We start from the raw sequence: 19,735 nt of genomic DNA on the forward strand, positions 1-19,735 counted from the left end.
TAGAAATACCATTCGTTTCATTACTTTTCTTCTTTAAATTACGCTGTTTCTATTGATCTTAAAATTATTTCGCTTAAAGTTCGTATGTTCTTAAAATATTCTCTATGCTCACTAGTTAAAGAAACACCATATTCATCATCAATAGCAGCAACTATCTCCAAAGAATCTACAGAATCTAGACCTAGATCTGAATTAAAAAGCTCTTCTTCATAATCTATGTCCTCAGCATTCATAGGCAATCTTAAATTTGTGACTAATATCTCCCTTAATCTATCAGCTATTTTTTGTTCTTTTTCATTCATTTTTTATTCCTCCAAACTTATATTTTATTAATTCACTTGTTATTAACTCAATATTTTCATCATTATATTTATTAAAATTAATATCATGATTGTAAAAAAACTTTATTTTCTTATCTGCATAAATTTTTATTATATTCTCAATAAATGCTACTGCATCATTATTTGCTGTAATCCCAAGGCCACCAAAAAGCTTCAATTTTTGTGTTTTATCATCAAAGTAACATGAATCTCCAAGAAATATTGCAACGTTGTATCCAGATTCAATTACTAATATTTGATGACCAGCAGTATGTCCTTTAGCCTTGAATAATCTAGCAGAATTATCTTCAAATATAGAATACCCATCCTCAATCTGTTGGCACAATTGTAGATTTATTGCTTTAATATATGAAGGGTTTCTTGAATTATTTTTTAATGCAGTTAATTCGTCCTTTTGTATAAGAAATTTACTTTTTATAAACTTTCTGTTATTACCACAATGATCAAAATGAAGATGAGAATTTATAACATAATCTATATCCCCGCAATCTATACCAATAAGTTTAAGTTGCTGAGTAAATTTATAATCTTGTCCCACTTCTATAGTTACGAATTTGTTCAATACCCCAATATCATCAATTCCATCTTGTGATAATCCTGTATCAAAAAGAATATTCTTATTTTTAAGTCTTATTAAATATGATAGTACTGGATAGCGCTGAATTTCCTTATATTCTGGAAACCAGTGAAATTTACTTTTCATATTTATGTAACCAGTATTTATTGAAAATATCTCCACATATGCTCTTCCCTTCACTCCTAAGAAAATCTTTCTCCTATATGAGTAAGCTTCTCAATTTCACAAATGCCTCTTGTTCTAAATCTGCTATCTTATACAGCTTTTTCGATAAAGTACTTAGTAAAACATCCTGGTTATTCTCAACTTTTATTAGATTTGATAGCTTTCTAGTAAAATCTCTCCACTCTGTAGCAATTTCATCAAACTGTTTTCCAAAACCTTCAAGCTCAGAAATGTTTAAAAAATGTGATATATACTCTAAACTTTCAGCAAACTCACCACGAAAACACGTGTTGCTTCCTTTAAGTAATGAGGCTCTAAGGACATAAGCTCTTATACTGCAGAACTTTCTTACTAGATCATTCTTTCCTTTTTCCTTTTGCTGTTTTACGTATTCCTCAAACTCTGAAATATCATTACCTAAGCTTTTTATTGCTTCTACTCCTCTACATTTAACCTTTGAACCATCATCAAATTCAACATCACTCCCTGAGTACTCAGATAGCATCCTATCACAAATATCTATCAAAGCATCTTTTATCAATCGCTCTTCATTATCCTTGATTTTTCGCATATTTTCCTCATTGAATTTAAATTCGTATAAAGTTTTGTTTGGAGAAAACAAATAATTTTCCTTACATATAGCAAATATAAAATCATCTAGTTCATACTCTGAAATACCAACTTCTTTATCAATATCATTACATATGAAATATACAGACTGTTTTTCATCATCATACCCAGCGATTACTCCTGCAGATGGAAAGTTGATATCAAGGATAGAATCAGAATTTTTAGAAGAAACTCCTAGCTGTATCTCAGTAAGAGCCTTGGGGTCATAAGCTGATATCAGAGGTATGTCTCTGTCTACATAATTCTTTATTTTATTCCATAGAGCTTCTTTATTTTCCACTGTATATTTATCTATATCTACCTTAAGACTTATAGCCATTTCCTCTTCTACAGAAAATGGTGTTGCTCCACATACCCAAAAGCTAATACCATTAGTATTTTTCGGAGTAGCGTGCCCGTACATAAAATCAATACCTTTTCCTAGAATGAATGCACTATAGGACTCTGTTGAAATACCATAATGTCGTAGAACTTCTCTCAAAGAAGTTATTCTGCAATCATATACCTCTTTTTTAGGTATCTTACTGTACGTACTTATTATTCTTTTCATTTTTTGCTCCCCACCTTTTTAAAATCATGTTTTTTAAGGATACTATGACTCTGGAAATGAATGAATAAGTCATTTTTATAAAAAATAATACGGAGATAGCATACATTGTATTGTTATAAAGCCATCTTATTACTTCATAAACGGTACTTTTTAAACCTAAATTCATATTTATTAAAACCATACTATAGAATTCTTTTGCTTTTACGACACAGCTAAACAGTAGGTTTGTAGTAAAATACGCCACAAATACTACAAAACACATGGAAAAACCGATATATATGTAAAAAAGAAGTTTTTCTTTTTTTCTCATACTATTTATAAATCCATCAAGCAATCTATCAATCCTAATATCGTTTCTTCTAAGCACCTTTTTGTTAAAATAAGCTTTCATAATATCATGAAGATTTGGAACACCTATAAAATCAGAAAATATCCAATATCCGTCTAACTTTATAAATGGATTTATATTGTAAAAATTATTTATACATAAGATACACACAGCTGTATATATATAGTTATTCTTAGTCGCTAGACTTATCAACAGCAACACTGCTATCATAATTGCTTGAAAATACATTCCGCCTATATCCACAACTACTCTTTGCTTTCTATTTAGTGCCCAAATTGAACTTACATCTGAGTAGTATACAGGTATCATATAATATATACCGATACCAATATCTCCTGGCTTGACGTTATAATACATAGATGCAGAAGCATGTCCCAGTTCGTGAAATAAAGTTACAACAGTGGATATTACGAACATACAAATAATACCTTTAGTTCCTGTTGAGAAGATGTTATTTATTCCAGAAGAACTCATAGATACAGCTAATATGTATAGCTGGCTTATAATAGCTAATGGTCCTAGTATTAGTGCAACCTTCTTTGTATAGAAAAAACATAAAAAAGAAAACTTCTGCACGATATGAGACTTCAAAATATTTACTCTAAACCATAAGCTTTTATCTTTTTTAAGTTCTTCCTCTGAATGACTATCATCATCACTATTTATTAACTTATTAGGTATTAAGGTTTTTTCTATTATGGTTGTTATATCTTCTTGCTTTATCATGATACTTGCCTTTGAGTTTACACTTTCAGTTATCTCGGTAATGTTTTTCTTACCGTCAATATTATTCAATATTTCATAAATAATATAAGATACAACCCATTGTTTTTTTCCTAATCTTATAAGATATTTTTGCTTTTCACTGGAGGAATCAAACAGCTCTACTGACATCTTTGGATTTTTCACAGGTACTAATATCTCCATGTATAACCTCCTAAAATACCATAACGAATTATATAGAATAATATTTTTATATAATTCACAATAATTGTTTAGCTTAGTATAATTTTTGTATATAATTAATATATAAATATGGGAAGTCCAATAATTAAGCATCTATGCTTAATATATAAATTAATAAAAAACTATTTTCCGCAATACACACAAAGTAATTTTGGCTGTCACTACTGTGTACTTGCATCCTAGCTTAATAATTTTCACTAATTAAGCATTAATTAATAATTATTAATTTAAAATTTATTGGCACTTCCCATAAACTTAGTTATTCTACTAAGCTATATTTGAATATTTTCAATGCATTTATGGTTATTCTTAAATTCCTATATAACCTAAACATGCAACTGCAAGACAAAACCCTATCTTACCAAAGCATGCATTAGCTGTGCACCACCAGCCAAATTCAGTTCTTTCCTCTAATTCCATGACCATTAACTCTTCATCAATAATGTTGACTTCTGAATTTAGTGATTTTATCAAAATTCTCATAACTCCTTTTTTGCTAATTTATTTTAAGAACAAAAATATCTATCTATTAAAATGATTTAATTAGTTATTACTACATATTATTAGCATGCACCTATGCATCCATTTGCTCCACATGGGCTGAAATTAGCTGCACATGGTCCAAATTCTACTCTTTCTGTTAAATCCTCAAATAGTGTATCTAACTCTTGATCTAATTCTAAGTTTTCATTTAATGATACTATTTTGTTTTCCATTTATTACTCCCTCCTCCCATAAGTTTGTTCTATTGAAATATGGTTTAACTTAACTGTAAGTTTATAGAATTAACATGCACCTATGCATCCATTTGCTCCACATGGGCTGAAGTTAGCTGCACATGGTCCAAATTCTACTCTTTCAGTCAAATCTTCAAATAATGTATCTAATTCTTGATCTAATTCTAAATTTTCGTTTAATGAAACTATTTTATTTTCCATTTATAACTCTCCCTTTTCTATTAACAATAATTTATTTTTGATAACTAGATTTTTAATAATTAATATAAGAACTCTGTACGAACAACTTGTACATTTTAAGAACTAGCAATTTTTGATGCATGGTGTAACTGGAGTAACAGCTATGCATGAATCTATAGCGCATGGGCTATAATTATAAACACAGCCTGCAAGTTCTACTCTTTCAGTTAGATCTTCAAAAAGCATATCGATATCCTTGTCGATTGTTATACTTTCATTTAAAGAAACTACCTTATTTGTCACTTTATCACCTCCAAAATAATTAAATCAAAATAGATATTTTTGTTAGCTTAACATAGTTAAACAGTTTATTTATATTATTTTTAGGCATTAACTTCCTGCAAACAATATTTTTTATATAAACTTGGAACTACCTCATAAAAAATTGTTTTAAAGTCTTCACAATATGGTGTATAGTGATTGCCATTTACTACATTAGCATGAGCTCCACAACCACCACCGCAGAACAATGCAAATTCACAATTGCTACACTTTTCAATAGCGCCGCAAGTTCTGTTCTGCCAATAATCACAACGTTCACCCAAATCAAATCTATTTTCTTCAGTATTTACCTTGCCTATTACTTCCTTTTGATCACCTAGAACATCCCAGCAGGAATATATGTCGCCATATGGATCAACAGTATACATTCCTGAGACTGCACCACAGTAACCTGAACGCATCGGAGCATAACCTTTTCCTAGAAGCATTTGTTTAAATGATTCGCTTAAATGACTATACATAGTATTAAACTGGAATTTTTCTACATCACCAAAGCTATTAGCAAGTTGATTCATAATCTCAATATCAGCAGTTACATCAGTTTCCTTCTCATAACATCTATGAGTGGCTTTAAAATAGTAATTAAAATTAGGTCTTCCAAGCCACCCCTTTTCCTTATATAGTTCAAGTAGCTTCTCTATCGAATCAAAATTTTTCTTATTTACATTTGTTCTAAGTGAAACCTTAACACCTTTATCTAACGCTAATGTAATGTTATCGCATATAGTATCATATGTTGGTTGCTTACCAACAAGGTATCTTCTTGAATTATGAGTAGATGCTAATCCATCTAGAGTTACTTGTATAGCCTCTATCTTAGATGGTCCTAACAAGTCCTCATAGGCATCCAAACTGTATCCATTAGTAACAGCAAAAACTTGTGCTCCTAATTCGTTACTTTTTCCAATAATATATTTCACTATTTCATAATTTGATCTTAGTAAAGGTTCTCCGCCAAATAATGATATTTTATCAACTCTCTTATTTAGTCTTTTATACTCTTCTAATTGCTTAAATGTTGCATCAATTATAGAATTATCAAGTTTAGCGTTTAGCCAGTCCTTTCCCTTTTCTATCAACTTTTGTTCAAAACAATATTCGCATCTAAAGTTGCAATTGTACGTTGGAACAAAAGTCACATGTATAGAATTTTTAGTCTTAGACTGAATTGTGCTAGATATCCTTTTTAATATCTCTTTTTCTTGTAAATGATTTTTATCAGTTATATAACCTCTTTTTATTAAAGCTGCTTTAACATCATCTGATAGCATGTCCAATATAGTTTCATTGCTTTTTGCTTCCCTAAGCAACTCGTAAGTTCTTCTATCAACGACATCAAATGCTCCTGTGATTCCTTGTACCAAGATGAATTCTTGCTCCCTATCAACTATCGGTACATAAATATTGTAGTTACTTACTCTCATAACTTCACCCCTATTAATATTTTTTATATTATAATTGCACCTGTATAAGTGCATATAAAATTTTATATTGTTAAATCTTCATATATCCCTTGTCCTCTGAATCTGTCGTATCGCCTGTCTACAAGTGTTTCTACATCTATATCTATTAGCTCAATCAATTTATTGTATAATTTAACTTTTACCATATTATAAAATTCTTCTTCGTATCTTGATTTATTACCATCAAACTCTGGCAAAACTTCATCTATTATATTCAATTTCAGAAGTTCTTTTGAAGTTAGCTTTAGATATTCACAACATTGTTCAATTCTCGGTTCTCCCTTAAAAAGTATTGAGTTGCATCCCTCTGGGGATATGACTGAATATATAGAATTCTCTAACATGAATATCCAATCCGCAACTCCTATAGCTAAGGCTCCTCCACTACCTCCTTCACCTGACACAATAGAGATAATAGGAACCTTAAGATCTGAAAAAGTTCTTATACTATTAGCTATAGCGTATGCCTGTCCCATTTTCTCTGCATGAAAGTCGCAGCTAGCTCCTGGAGTATCTATAAAACATATAACTGGTAATCTGAACTTTTCGGCTAGTTTTGTAATTCTAACCACTTTCCTATAACCTTCAGGTTTAGTCATCCCAAAGTTTCTGAGCATATTTTCTTCTAAAACTTTCCCCTTGGCATTAAGGATAACCGTAACCGCCATATTATTTAGTTTCCCTATTCCTGTTATAATGGCTTGATCATCAGCTGAAATCCTATCTCCTTTTAGCTCAATAAAACCATCTAAAACACTACTTATATACTGCTGAAAATTAGGTCTATCATTACTTCTTGCCAACTTAACCTTATCCCATGCACTTCTTTCACTATATTTGTAATAGGCACTGTTTATTGCTTTATTCACAGCTCTTATATCATAGTTATTTATGCCTGACCATTTCATGTTAGTTCCGCAATATAAGTCAAAAATATTTGATAGTTTATCTCTCAAATCTTTTCTCTCACATATAAAGTCAATATGACCATTTTCTAAATGAAACTCTGAGATTTGAAAATCTTGAACTTCATCTCTATTTAATGCATTTTTAACAACTCTTTTTCCAGCAAAACCTATTGTGGAGTTAGGTTCTGAGATAACTATATCTGCTATTGAAGCAAAGCTTGCAAGAACGCCACCAGTAGTTGGGTCAGTCAAAATACTTATGTATAACAACCCTTTTTTACTATGTCTTTCTATAGCTGAAACTACTTTTGCCATTTGATACAGTGAAATCATGCCTTCCTGCATTCTAGCTCCTCCCGATGCAGAAAATATGACTATAGGTTTATTCACTTTAGTAGCTTCCTCTATCATTCTTGTAAGTTTTTCACCAACTACTGACCCCATACTTCCCATAACAAATCTGTAGTCCATTATTCCAAAGTATACCTCTCTACCTTTTATATTACCTTTCCCAGTTGTTACAGCTTCCTTAATCTCCAGTGATTCTTTTAGTTTTTTTAACTTTTCATTGTAATTAGGGAAATCTAAGGGATTACAGCTTACTAAATTTTCATCTAAATACACTATTGAGTCTTTATCAAATATTAAATTAACTCTTTCAGTAGAATTAAATCTAAAATGATATGCGCAATGTCTACATACTTTCATATCATCTATGAGTTGCTTATTAGTCAGCATCCCATTGCAGCTTGGACATTTAACTATCAACTCTTTATCCTTAGTTTGCAATGTTGCCAAAACTTCTTTTTCTACTTCAAAATCTATGTTTACGTTCTCTTTTTCAAAAAGCAACTTCCTTTTACCAATCCTACTAAGCCATTCTCCCACTAAATCTCACCTCCTATGATTAAAAACTTTCATATATTATTTCACTTAGAGTAGCTGTATTATATTCGTTCATAATAAACTTTCTGCTATTTAAGATCTTTAGTAAAAATTCTATATTAGTGTCTACACCTTCGATAATAAACTCACAAAGTGCTCTTTTCATCTTTCTTATTGCTTCATGTCTATCCCTGCCGTACACAATTAATTTTGCAATATTGGAATCATATATAGGCTCTAGCTTCATTCCTACATATAGCGCTGTATCAACTCTAACTCCATTTCCTCCCGGTATATTTAAACTTGATACTACACCGGAACTAGCTGAAAAATTTTTCTCAGGCTGCTCTGCATTTATTCTACACTCAATAGAATGTCCTCTTACTTTTAAATCTTCTTCTCTATATTTTAATCTTTCACCATAGGCAATTCGTATTTGTTCTTTTACAATGTCAACATTAGTAACAAATTCAGTTACAGGATGCTCAACTTGAAGTCTTGTATTCATTTCCATAAAGTAGATATTCTTTTGCTCATCGATCAAAAATTCAACAGTTCCAGCACCACAATAACCACATTCAATAGCAATAGCCTTGGAAAAATCAAAAAGTTTTTCTCTCAATTCATTCTCTAATATTGCAGCTGGAGATTCCTCAATGAGTTTTTGATTTCCTCTTTGAATACTGCACTCTCTTTCCCCAAGTATAATTACATTATTGTATTTATCCACCAATATCTGTACCTCAATATGACGTGGCTTCTCAATGTATTTCTCTATATAAACCTCTTGATTGCCAAAAGCCTTATAAGACTCTTCAACACATAAAGAAAAATTTCTTTCAAAATCTTCACTTCTACATACTTTCCTTATCCCTTTTCCTCCACCACCATTTGCAGCTTTAATAAGCAGTGGGTACCCTAAAGTCCCTGCCACAATTTTTGCATGTTCTTTATTTTTGATTATCCCTTCAATTCCTGGAATTATAGGAATTCCAATAATCTTTACTTTTTCCTTAGCTAACATCTTATTTGTTCCCATAGTATTAATTACTTCTGGAGAAGGTCCTATGAAAACTATATTATTTTCCAAGCATTTTTCAGCAAACTCATAACTTTCGGATAAAAAGCCATAACCTGGATGAATAGCATCCACATTATTCTGTTTAGCAGCTTCAATTATTCTATTTACCTCCAAGTAGCTTTTACCAGCTTCTGCAGGTCCTATACATAAAGCTTTATCAGCTAACTTAACATGCATGGATTCTTTATCTTTTGAAGAATATATAGCAACAGTTTCAATTCCCATTTCCCAGCAAGCTCTTATTATTCTTACCGCGACTTCTCCTCGGTTAGCAATTAAAACTCTATTAAACATTATTTCCACCATTTTCTTTTATCTTAATTAGAGGTTGATCATATTCAACAAATTGATTACTAGTAACTAGCATTTGTGTAATTATTCCTTCCTTATCAGAAGTTATTTCATTAATCATCTTCATTGCTTCTATGGTACAAAAAGCTTGTCCTTTTGTTATTAAATCCCCAACCTTGTATTTTTCTCCTGTATTGTTGTTAATTAATATAACAACTGTCCCTAATAAAGGAGCATTAATCATATAATCTCCATCATTTACAGTTAATTCATTGAGTGAATCCATACTTTCAACACTATTTTTGTATGCATTATTTATACATTTGTCATTTTGATTTTGTTTATTCATCTCAATATTAATCTTAATTTCGTCACATTCTACTGATATTTTTAGTAAATCATGCTGTTTTGCAATTTTTATCACTTGTTCTATTAGTTCAAAATTCATTTTAAAAACCTCACAAACAACTAAAATAACTTTAATTTATTTTATTGTAACATATACATTAAATTCCAACAATACGTTTTATCTATATTTTCCATTTATTTTTCCAACCATTTTCTACAAATTATTTTTTATGTACTTTAATTATCTTTTAACATCAAGCCTTTTTCATTCACTATCCTCTATAAAACTACAGTTTTCAACGATTACAGCAGCAATATAATTATATTTGAAATTGTCGATTTTAATCGTTTGAATATATTTTTTTAACCACATACTAAAAGCAGTAACATTTTTCTCTTTATCTAATTACATAAGTATCCAGTAACTTTTTTTAACACTTTTAGTGAAATTCAAAATATTTTATAATATTATATTAATCAGAACAATATAAAATCTATAAATTCGCTTAAATGAAACACAAATACAAGTAAATATAAACATATTCTTTATAACAACTTATAGTTAATTTGTGATACTATAATGATTAAATATGATAAAATTTATTCTGAAATAAAAACATAATTACTTGTTAAAAAGCAATTCAATTATTTTTAATACATTTTTCTTTTTTTAATTAATAAAAATATTTTTTATATACAAAAAGGAGTAATAGTATGAATAGATGTTCTTGGTGCGGAAACGATGAGTTATACATTAAATATCATGATGAAGAATGGGGCGTTCCTGTCCATGACGATAAAAAACATTTTGAGTTTCTTCTTCTAGAATCAGCTCAGGCAGGTTTAAGCTGGATTACCATACTAAGAAAGAGAGAGAATTATAGAGCAGCTTATGATAATTTTGATGTTATCAAGGTATCTCAATATGATGATAAAAAGATAGATGAATTACTTAGTAATGCAGGGATAATAAGAAATAGAAGAAAGATTGAAGCCTCTATTAGCAATGCAAAAGAGTTCTTAAATATTCAAAAAGAATTTGGTAGCTTTGATAATTACATCTGGAGTTTTATTGGCAATGAACAGATAGTAAATCACTGGGGTGACTTATCACAACTTCCAGCAAATACAGATTTATCTGATAAAATCAGTAAGGATTTAAAGAAGAGAGGTTTTAAATTTCTAGGAACAACTATAGTATATTCTTACCTTCAAGCAGTAGGATTAATAGATGATCATATAGATAGTTGTTTTAAGCGAGCATAACTAAAATGCTCATATAATATCTCCTACATAACCACTTAATTTCACCAATATTCTTAAAGATAACCTAAGCAAAAAATAAGTCTAGATGATTGTGTTGTTAGACTACAATCATCTAGACTATTTAACTTTTGTACATCTTTAATTAAGATTGAATATAATAAATCTATCTTACTTTGCTTTACTTAATGCATTTTGAACTGCTTCAATGATTCCTCTACTACTAAAAGTTGCTCCTGAAACTGTATCTACACTAGTTGATTGTGCCGAAACAATTTCACTTGTCATAGTATTTTCAGCATAGCTATAGAATCTTGGAGTATCTTGAGAAGATACTGTTTCTACTTTGGTAATCTTTCCACCAACAACAGTAACAGACATTTCTGTTGTACCTCCTCTAAATCCTGTACCTGTACCTGTATAGGTTCCATCCTTATACTTAGCAGATGCTGCACTAGATGAAGAACTTGAATTGGCTCCTGAGCTACTGCTTGAAGAACTACTTGAAGTTGCATTATTAGTTGATGTGCTACTTGAAGCCCCATTACCTATAGTGTTGTTAGCTTGCCCGCTTTGGCTTGTTCCACCAGCATTATCACCTTTATGGTCAAATCCTGTATTTCCATTTGCATTGTTATTTTGCTCATTTGAATTTGTATTATTATCTGATGAAATAGATGTATTACCACTATTATCAGAAGAACTATTACTACTTGATGATTGGCTAGAATTATTTTCATCGCTAGTGCTTGTTGAAGTAGAACCATTACTCGCTTGATTTAAAGCGTCCTCAACTGCACTTATGATTCCATTACTTGTGAATGTAGCACCTGAAACTGTGTCAACTTGAGTTGATTGCGCTGAAATTATTTCATTCATTACAGTACCTGATGCTCTGTCATAATATCTTGGAGTATCTTGTGATGATACAGTTTGGATATCAGTTATTTGACCATTTTGTATTGTAACCGAAACTGTAGTTGTACCACCTCTAAATCCAGCACCACTGCCAGTATATGTTCCATCTTTATAGTTAGATGTTTTTTTTGCAATACCTGAACTTACAGTAATACTACTTGCTGAAGATATTCCAGCCTTAGTTAAAACTGCACCTGTAAGATTAGTTAATCCATAAACACCAGCAAAGGTAGCAATTGCTACAGAACTAGCTAATGCAGGGTTTAAATCTTCTCCTGCTATATTCACAACAGTATTTTTTCTAGGACATATCTCTATACATTTTAAACATTCAATACATTCTCCACCTTTTATGCTTTCATTTTTATAAAGAGGGATTCCCATTGAACATACATTAGTACAAGCTCTGCATTTTCCACACTTATCCGTTGGCTTATTTATCTTTAAAATTCCTATCTTAGATATTATTGAAAATACTGCTCCTAAAGGACATAAATATCTACAGAAGAATCTTTCAACAAAAAATGCACCTATTGTTATAAGCACTAGTAGTATAAGACCTATAAGTAAACCTGAAATAACATTTGAGAAATCAGTTATTTGAGCAAAAGCATCCCAAGGACTTGTACCTTCTAAAATATTACTTCCTAGCGTACAAGTAACTATTAAAAGCATAAGCAAAACACCATACTTTACATACTTTAATGCTGCATCTACCTTTTCATTCACTCTAAACTTAACTTTAAATACATTCTTTGCTATTAGATGTATCCAGTCATTATACGTTCCAAAAGCACAAAACCATCCACAAAAAACTCTTCCCATAAGTATAGTAAAAAGAATTACTATAACAAATTCACTTAAAGCTGGCAAAGCTTTAATAAAGTGAAAGTTACCACTGATTATCATCTTGTAAACAGTTTTAAGTTCAGTAAAGGTCAATGTATAAAGACCAGGTAATAATATAAAAAATACAAGTTGAACTATATGTCTGAATATCTGAATCTTTTTTATCTTCTTAGCCATGTTTTTACTCCTCCTAAGCGACGACCTAACTTAATATTATTATTCTTTAATTAATTCATGAGACAACTTTAATTTCTGGGCAATATTATACTGTCTCGAGTTTAAATTCTTCATTTGTTATTGTTAATAGTTGCTTAATTCCTTCAGTTGCATATATCTTTTTATCCTTAGTTATAAAAATACCATCAATTCCATCCACAGTTTCTAAAATTTTCAATGATTTTTCCACACCTAAAATGAATATTCCTGTTGATAAACCATCTCCATCTATTGAATTGTCAGATATAATTGTTGAACTAACAATTTCACTTTCCGCAGGAAATCCTGTTCTTACATCTAAAATATGATGATATTTATTTCCTCCAATATCAAAATACTTCTCATAATCTCCAGAAGTTACTACAGACTTGTCAGCTACATTTATTGTCATAACGTAGTTACCTCTTGATTTAAAAGGATCTTGTATACCTACTGTCCATGGACTTCCATTCTCTTTATTACCGAGAGCATATATATTGCCTCCAAGATCTATAAGTCCGCTTTTCACTCTACATTTCTTAAATATATTTCTAACTTCATCAGCTGCATAGCCTTTTGCAATACCGCCTAGATCTAGTTTCTGATCATATTTTCTAAGTTTTACCGAGTAGTTTATTTTATCTAGTATTATGTCTTTATAATTTATAAGCTGCATTTTTTCTGCAATCTTCTCTTTCTCAGGAATTTTGTTTTTCTTTCCATTAGAATTCCAAAGTTCTACTAATGGTCTTATAGTCGGGTCGAAGGCTCCTTCTAAAACTTCACTATACCTAACAGCTTTTTCTATTACATCATATGTGTCTCTGCTTACAATCTCATAAGAACTTCCTGCCTTAGCATTTATTCTTTTTATCTCACTTGATTCTTTGAATGCTGACATTTTATCATCTATATCATTTACTCTTGTTATTGCCTCTGCTATTGCTTTTTCAGCACCTCTTCCTGTTGCTCTTAAATGTATAATAGTACCTAAACCATAACTATTTCTTGTTACTGTACCGTTGCCATTATCACCAGTTATAAATATAACTATTATAATTACTGCAATTACTAATATAGCCAATATACCTAATACAGCCATAAACTCATTCAAATAGGACCACCTCATCAATATAATCTTTTACGCTTCTTCCAACTGATATTGTTATTATAAAAAACAAAACTGAGTAAAACATTAATACAAACTGAGAATTAGCTGAGAATTTGGTAAACTAATTTAGAACATACGAAAACTAAATAAAAAAGCTTTAGATTTAGTGAGCTCTTACCCTCTACTAAACCTAAAGCTTTTATAGATAAACCTCATTCAATTTTAAATACACAGTAAATTTAGAGCCTTTGCCTAGCTCACTTTCAACCTCAATCTTACCATTATGAGAATCGATTATACCTTTTACTATCGAAAGACCTAATCCATATCCCCCATGTTCTCTCGATCTGTGAGTGTCACTTCTAAAAAATCTATCATATATTTTATTTATATGTTCTTTAGTTATACCAGTCCCATTATCGCTTACACTTAAAACAGCAAGAACTTCATCGTTAACAGTGTCCAATCTAGTTGATATATTTATTTTACCCTTTTTCTTATCGGTATGAAGCACAGCATTCTGAGTTAGATTATATATAACTTGTTTAATTTGGTTCTTATTAATATCTACTTTTATATTTTCATTTAAATCTAGAACGAGCTCTCTATTCTCACAAAGTATTTTAAGCTGAGGGGCTATTTCTTCTACTACTTCCTTTAAATCTTCTTCATTCATTTCCGTTTTTATATTTTGATCAAGCTTACTTAGAACCAAAAGATCATTTACTAGCTTTGTAAGCCTATCACTTTCTAGTAATATACTATTTAATGCTAAATTTAACTGTTGTTCATTTTTTGCTGCGCCTCTTAATAATATTTCTACAAATCCATGAATCGAAGTTAATGGAGTCCTTAATTCATGAGAAGCATCAGAAACAAAGCGCCTCATCTTCTCTTTTATATACTGCTCCTTCTCAAAGGATGTCTCTATTCTCTCCAACATATTATTAAAGGAATGTGATAGCTTATCAATTTCCAAAAGTCCATTATCTTCAGGAATTCTTGTATGAAGTTCTTTTATATCAATTTGCTCTACAGTATTGGTCATATTTTTCAAAGGGTTCAGTGTTTGTTTAAAAACAGTCCCTCCAATCGCTCCTCCAAGCATAAGCATAAATATTGCTCCACCTAAATATATATACATTTGTTTATCAAGTATTTCTCCCACGTCATTTATAGGAGTGCTTAACTGGATCAGACCTGTTGGAGAGTTCATATCCCCTATCTTTCTCCATACTACTAGCTGTAATGTATCATCACCACTTTTATAAATTTTATAATCTTTTTCCAGGTTTCCTGGTTCATTTAATAGTTTTATATACTCACTTTTGTCATATGTAGGTGGCACTACCGGTGCAAGTTTTTCCTTAAGCTTTTCCTCAACTTTATTATCTACATATTCATTTCCTTTATTGACTTGAGGCTCACTTTCTTGCTTAACAACCTTATAGTCTGCATTACCACCTTTATCAATAATTACGGCACTAGTGATTCTATCCACCAAATTATCAACTATATTATTAAGCTCAATGTTATTGGCATCAACCTTATCAATATTTCCCAGCACCTTGAAATCAATATTATGAAACTTTGCTTGCAGTACTAGCTCTTTACTTTTACATAAATAATCTCTCATGCTAAAATATTGAGTTAATCCCATTATAAATAACAAAACTATAAGAATCATAAAGAATCTTGAAAATACTTGCCATTGGATCCCTCTGGATTTTTTAGTCCTCTTAAATAATTTCATTTAAATTACCACCTTATATCCTACTCCACGTACAGTCTTAATAATACTATGATCTTTGTCCTCAATTTTATCTCTAAGATACCTTATATACACCTCTACTATATTTTCTTCTCCATTAAAATCGTATCCCCAGACTTTTTCAAGTATCTGTGACTTACTTAATACTAACCCATTATTTACAAGCAAAAATCTTAATAAATTATATTGTGTTGGAGGTAACTCTAAAACTTTATCACTATACTTAATCTCATGAGCGCCATCATCTATAGTAAAATCACCTATCTTAATAACATCACTGAGTTCTGGAAAACTATTTCTAACTCTTGCATTAATACGAGCTAGTAATTCCTTAAAGCTAAATGGCTTTGACATATAATCATCTGCCCCTAAGTCTAGTCCTTTCACCAAGTCATCAACCTCATCCTTTGCCGTAAGCATTATTACAGAGGTCTTAACTAACTTCTTGATTCTAGAACATGCCTCATACCCATCCATTCCAGGCATCATAACATCTAAAATTACAATATGAGGGTTTATCTTTTCTACTAATTCTAATGCTTCATTACCATTAAAAGCTTCATATACTCTATATCCTTCAGATTCCAATCCCATTTTTATAAAATTAACAATACTAATTTCATCATCTACCACAAGAATATTTATTTGTTCCTTAGTAATTGGACACATACCACTACTTCCTTTCATATATGACAAATGCGCTTGGAGACATTTCCTAAGCGCAACTATACTTGCATTAAATTAAATATTATTATACACAACTACTTGTAAGTAAACAACCTAAAAAATTTTATATACGATTATGCCAAAATATCATTAACTTCGTTATTGTAAGATGGTTTCACTTAATTTTATATAATTGACATACTTTATAAAAGTAGTAAACTAATTATAAACCATTATATGTAAAATGTTACAATGACTTTAAACCATATGAAATTCTATATTATAAGGAGTGATAAAATGTCTAAAGTATTATTTTTAAACATTCATGGACATGGACATGTTAATCCAACCTTAGGATTAGTTGAGGAACTTGTGAAACGAGGTGAAGAAGTAACTTATTATTGTTATGATGAATTTAAGGAAAGGATAGAAAGTACTGGAGCTACTTTTAAAAACTTTAAAACAGAAGTATTCTCTAGAAGTTCTAGCGATCATAAAAGTAAGAATGTAAGTATGGAGCAAATGCTTAACTTTATAAATTCAGTTCTTCAATCAAGCGAATCATTTATAAATGATTTACTAGATGACATAAAAGGTATTAACTTTGATTACATAATGTATGGTGCTTCTTTCCCTTATGGAAGAATCTTATCTCAGATATTAAAAATCCCTTCAGTATCTTCCTTTGCTATATTTGCTACTCCAAAAGAACTTGAATATGGAGGTGCTAATAAAATAAATATCAACTCAATAAAAGGCCACCCAGTGGTTGATACTTATACAAAAGTATCCAATAACTTAATGCATGACTATGGGGTAGAAATGCCTGGTATTGTGGAATTATTTTTTAATAAAGGAGATTTAAATATTGCATACACTTCCGAATACTTTATTCCGCATCCTGAGTATTATGATTCCTCATTTAAATTTATAGGACCGCCTACCTACGAGATAAAAGAAAACTCAGATTTTCCATTCAATAAACTAAAAGATAAAAAAGTAATTTATATATCTCTCGGTACAGTGTTTAACAAAGCTGATCTGAATATCTACAATCTATTTTTTGAAGCTTTTGGTAATGCAGACGCTGTTGTTGTAATGACTGCTTATAATATCGATATATCTGGGTTTACTATACCTTCAAACTTTATTGTAAGTAATTACGTTCCCCAGTCAGAAATTTTAAAATACACAACTGTTGCTATAACACATGCCGGTATGAATAGTACTAATGACTTAATATATAATAATATACCTTTCATAGCTATACCTTTCGGTGCTGATCAACCGTATATAGCTTCTAGAGTGGAGGATTTGGGGGCCACCATCGTTCTTAATAAGGACAAGCTATCTGTGCAAGTTTTAAGAGCTTCAGCAGAAAAAATCATGTGTGATTCTAGTTATCTTAACAACATTAAAAAGATTAACAACTCCTTTAAACAATGCGGCGGTTATAAGGAAGCGGTTGATTCTATATTCGAACTTAAATCAAAAAACATTGTTTAAGCTACTCTCCTACTAATTATGTACACTTGTACAACTAGATACATAAACTTTAGGGATTGGATATGTATTTTTAAAAAGGACTATGTTTAATTTAAAAGTACTCTTTAAATTAAACATAGTCCTAAATATCGTAATTTATTTATTCTAATTTTTATCAAAGTTTAAAAAATTATATAAAGCCCCTATAAGATTTGAATCATTAGAAAATTCACATCTTACAACTTCTGGCTTAGGTGGATTTAATGTCCCCAGTTTCATGCAAAGTTTATCTATATTATTTCTTATGCTTTCAATTAGTATTTCTTGACTGCTTATCCCTCCACCTATAGCAACTCTTTCTGGGTCTAGAATGCATTGAAGATTAAAGATTTGTACAGCTAAACCATATGTAAACTCATCTAATATCTTTAAAACTTCCTCATCTCCAGAATTGGCATATTCAAAAACCTTATATCCATCCACTTCTTCTAAAGGTAATCCTTTTATTTTTGCAACAGGGGTAGTTAAACCTAAAGTCCCATTTTTAAAACCCCAGTGCTCATCACCTTTTCCATCAGTAAATATAAAACTGAATTCTCCTGCAAAAAAGTGTTTCCCTTTATGAAGTTTTTTATCTTTTATTATACCGCCACCTATTCCAGTACCAAGTATTACAACAACTCCATCATTGCATTCTTTAAGGCTTCCTTTCCAAACTTCAGCTAAAGCTGCACACTTTCCATCATTTTCTATAGTCATTTTTATAGGACAACGTTTTTGAAGAATTTTCACTATTTCTTTTCCTGAATTATATTCTAAGCTCCCACCTGAATATGCATACCCGCGTTTGCTATCAAGAACTCCGGGCATACTTATAGCTATTCCTTCTATATCTTTGCTGTACCTATCATATATTCCTCCAACAGTATCAATAAAATTCTGTATGTTATCTAGTGGAGTAGGAACTTTTCCTTTTTCAAGAAACTCAGCTTCTCCAGACATAACTGCGTATTTTATTGCACTTCCTCCAATATCTAAAACTAGATACTTCATAAAGATCCCCTCTCCTTGTTCGTAAATATAATTAGTGCTTGCAAGCGATCTACTTATTGTATTCATCGACTCTAATTAAATACCTTTTTCTATTTTGGAAAATACAAATATTTTTAAGGCTTCTATTAAAATAGCAGTTTTGGAGAGTTAGCCTATTTATATAATCTATCAATAAACTTGTTAACTTCTTTAATTCCCAATATTTCTTTCTTAGGAATAGCTCTATCTATTCCTTGAGTATTTAACTTCATCTTTATATTAACAGGGTGAAAAGATATATTCTTTGATAAATCCAGCAAAAATTGATTATATTTTTCTTCTTCATTTCCACTAAATCCACAACTCTTGTAGTTTATAAAATCACTAGCTTCTGTATAATCTATATGAAATTCCTCTTTACTTCCCTCTACTTTTAATTTATATAACTTCATCAATATCACTCCATTTTATATACTAATTGTAAGTTAATTTGACCTAACCTCCTAGTGGCTGTTAGGTCAAATCTCTTATATTCTTATCAATTTAGACTTAAGGTAAACATTTACAAACCTTTGTCATTTATTTAATTCAATCACGGCATATTATAAACGATAATTTCATACCAACCTTAA

Annotated in this window: 20 protein-coding genes; 2 read left to right on the top strand and 18 right to left on the bottom strand. The window is 30.5% G+C overall.

Annotation, left to right across the window (positions count from 1 at the left end; genetic code table 11):
* Positions 1-38 precede the first annotated feature (38 nt).
* The 12 genes from bsdtw1_RS19055 to bsdtw1_RS19110 form a co-directional block, all read right to left on the bottom strand.
* Positions 39-302, bottom strand: a complete 264-nt coding sequence (locus bsdtw1_RS19055) for an acyl carrier protein (RefSeq protein WP_183279102.1) — start codon at positions 300-302, stop codon at positions 39-41.
* Entirely contained in the window at positions 295-1,080 is a 786-nt protein-coding gene (locus bsdtw1_RS19060) for an N-acyl homoserine lactonase family protein (RefSeq protein WP_183279103.1), read from the bottom strand. Before bsdtw1_RS19060 ends, bsdtw1_RS19055 begins: the two co-directional genes overlap by 8 nt.
* A gap of 37 nt (positions 1,081-1,117) precedes the next feature.
* Positions 1,118-2,263, bottom strand: a complete 1,146-nt coding sequence (locus bsdtw1_RS19065) for a DUF4872 domain-containing protein (protein WP_183279104.1) — start codon at positions 2,261-2,263, stop codon at positions 1,118-1,120.
* Positions 2,235-3,539 carry a hypothetical protein gene (locus bsdtw1_RS19070; RefSeq protein ID WP_183279105.1) on the bottom strand — a complete coding sequence of 435 codons (1,305 nt, stop codon included), beginning with the start codon at positions 3,537-3,539 and terminating at the stop codon, positions 2,235-2,237. Before bsdtw1_RS19070 ends, bsdtw1_RS19065 begins: the two co-directional genes overlap by 29 nt.
* A 348-nt stretch (positions 3,540-3,887) precedes the next feature.
* A complete protein-coding gene (locus bsdtw1_RS19075; RefSeq protein ID WP_183279106.1) occupies positions 3,888-4,052 on the bottom strand; it encodes a hypothetical protein in 165 nt (54 codons plus the stop codon).
* A gap of 89 nt (positions 4,053-4,141) precedes the next feature.
* Positions 4,142-4,294 (bottom strand): hypothetical protein, encoded by a 153-nt coding sequence (locus bsdtw1_RS19080; protein WP_183279107.1) that lies wholly within the window; start codon positions 4,292-4,294, stop codon positions 4,142-4,144.
* Between the two features lie 69 nt (positions 4,295-4,363).
* The gene (locus tag bsdtw1_RS19085; protein WP_183279107.1) at positions 4,364-4,516 is read right to left on the bottom strand and encodes a hypothetical protein; all 153 of its coding nucleotides are present in this window, start codon (positions 4,514-4,516) and stop codon (positions 4,364-4,366) included.
* A 102-nt stretch (positions 4,517-4,618) separates the two neighbouring features.
* Positions 4,619-4,798: a hypothetical protein gene (locus bsdtw1_RS19090; RefSeq protein WP_183279108.1), complete on the bottom strand. Its 180-nt coding sequence runs from the start codon at positions 4,796-4,798 to the stop codon at positions 4,619-4,621.
* 80 nt (positions 4,799-4,878) lie between these two features.
* On the bottom strand, positions 4,879-6,261 hold the full coding sequence (locus tag bsdtw1_RS19095; RefSeq protein WP_183279109.1) for a radical SAM/SPASM domain-containing protein: 1,383 nt from the start codon (positions 6,259-6,261) through the stop codon (positions 4,879-4,881).
* 62 nt (positions 6,262-6,323) lie between these two features.
* Positions 6,324-8,096 carry an acetyl-CoA carboxylase carboxyltransferase subunit alpha/beta gene (accA, locus tag bsdtw1_RS19100; protein WP_183279110.1) on the bottom strand — a complete coding sequence of 591 codons (1,773 nt, stop codon included), beginning with the start codon at positions 8,094-8,096 and terminating at the stop codon, positions 6,324-6,326.
* A 19-nt stretch (positions 8,097-8,115) separates the two neighbouring features.
* Positions 8,116-9,468 (bottom strand): acetyl-CoA carboxylase biotin carboxylase subunit, encoded by a 1,353-nt coding sequence (locus bsdtw1_RS19105; protein ID WP_183279111.1) that lies wholly within the window; start codon positions 9,466-9,468, stop codon positions 8,116-8,118.
* Positions 9,461-9,913 carry an acetyl-CoA carboxylase biotin carboxyl carrier protein gene (locus bsdtw1_RS19110; RefSeq protein WP_183279112.1) on the bottom strand — a complete coding sequence of 151 codons (453 nt, stop codon included), beginning with the start codon at positions 9,911-9,913 and terminating at the stop codon, positions 9,461-9,463. The genes bsdtw1_RS19105 and bsdtw1_RS19110 overlap by 8 nt, the downstream gene beginning before the upstream one ends.
* Before the next feature lie 614 nt (positions 9,914-10,527).
* Between bsdtw1_RS19110 and bsdtw1_RS19115 the strand changes: the two genes are divergently transcribed.
* The gene (locus bsdtw1_RS19115) at positions 10,528-11,079 is read left to right on the top strand and encodes a DNA-3-methyladenine glycosylase I (RefSeq protein ID WP_183279113.1); all 552 of its coding nucleotides are present in this window, start codon (positions 10,528-10,530) and stop codon (positions 11,077-11,079) included.
* 168 nt (positions 11,080-11,247) lie between these two features.
* On the opposite strand, the gene bsdtw1_RS19120 is transcribed toward bsdtw1_RS19115, so the two are convergent.
* The 4 genes from bsdtw1_RS19120 to bsdtw1_RS19135 form a co-directional block, all read right to left on the bottom strand.
* On the bottom strand, positions 11,248-13,020 hold the full coding sequence (locus bsdtw1_RS19120) for an FMN-binding protein (RefSeq protein ID WP_183279114.1): 1,773 nt from the start codon (positions 13,018-13,020) through the stop codon (positions 11,248-11,250).
* Between the two features lie 85 nt (positions 13,021-13,105).
* Complete coding sequence (locus bsdtw1_RS19125) at positions 13,106-14,152, bottom strand: FAD:protein FMN transferase (protein WP_244638191.1); 1,047 nt, start codon at positions 14,150-14,152, stop codon at positions 13,106-13,108.
* Between the two features lie 196 nt (positions 14,153-14,348).
* Positions 14,349-15,902, bottom strand: a complete 1,554-nt coding sequence (locus bsdtw1_RS19130) for a sensor histidine kinase (protein ID WP_183279115.1) — start codon at positions 15,900-15,902, stop codon at positions 14,349-14,351.
* The gene (locus bsdtw1_RS19135) at positions 15,903-16,589 is read right to left on the bottom strand and encodes a response regulator transcription factor (RefSeq protein WP_183279116.1); all 687 of its coding nucleotides are present in this window, start codon (positions 16,587-16,589) and stop codon (positions 15,903-15,905) included. It lies immediately after the preceding gene.
* Positions 16,590-16,883: 294 nt separating this feature from the next.
* Here bsdtw1_RS19135 and bsdtw1_RS19140 point away from each other — a divergent pair, with 294 nt between their 5' ends.
* Complete coding sequence (locus bsdtw1_RS19140) at positions 16,884-18,092, top strand: macrolide family glycosyltransferase (protein ID WP_183279117.1); 1,209 nt, start codon at positions 16,884-16,886, stop codon at positions 18,090-18,092.
* Positions 18,093-18,236: 144 nt separating this feature from the next.
* On the opposite strand, the gene bsdtw1_RS19145 is transcribed toward bsdtw1_RS19140, so the two are convergent.
* Positions 18,237-19,124 (bottom strand): ROK family protein, encoded by an 888-nt coding sequence (locus bsdtw1_RS19145; RefSeq protein WP_183279118.1) that lies wholly within the window; start codon positions 19,122-19,124, stop codon positions 18,237-18,239.
* Between the two features lie 152 nt (positions 19,125-19,276).
* Positions 19,277-19,555: a hypothetical protein gene (locus tag bsdtw1_RS19150; protein ID WP_183279119.1), complete on the bottom strand. Its 279-nt coding sequence runs from the start codon at positions 19,553-19,555 to the stop codon at positions 19,277-19,279.
* Between the last annotated feature and the right edge of the window lie 180 nt (positions 19,556-19,735).

Source organism: Clostridium fungisolvens, from assembly GCF_014193895.1.
GTDB classification, from domain to species: Bacteria; Bacillota; Clostridia; order Clostridiales; family Clostridiaceae; genus Clostridium_AR; species Clostridium_AR fungisolvens.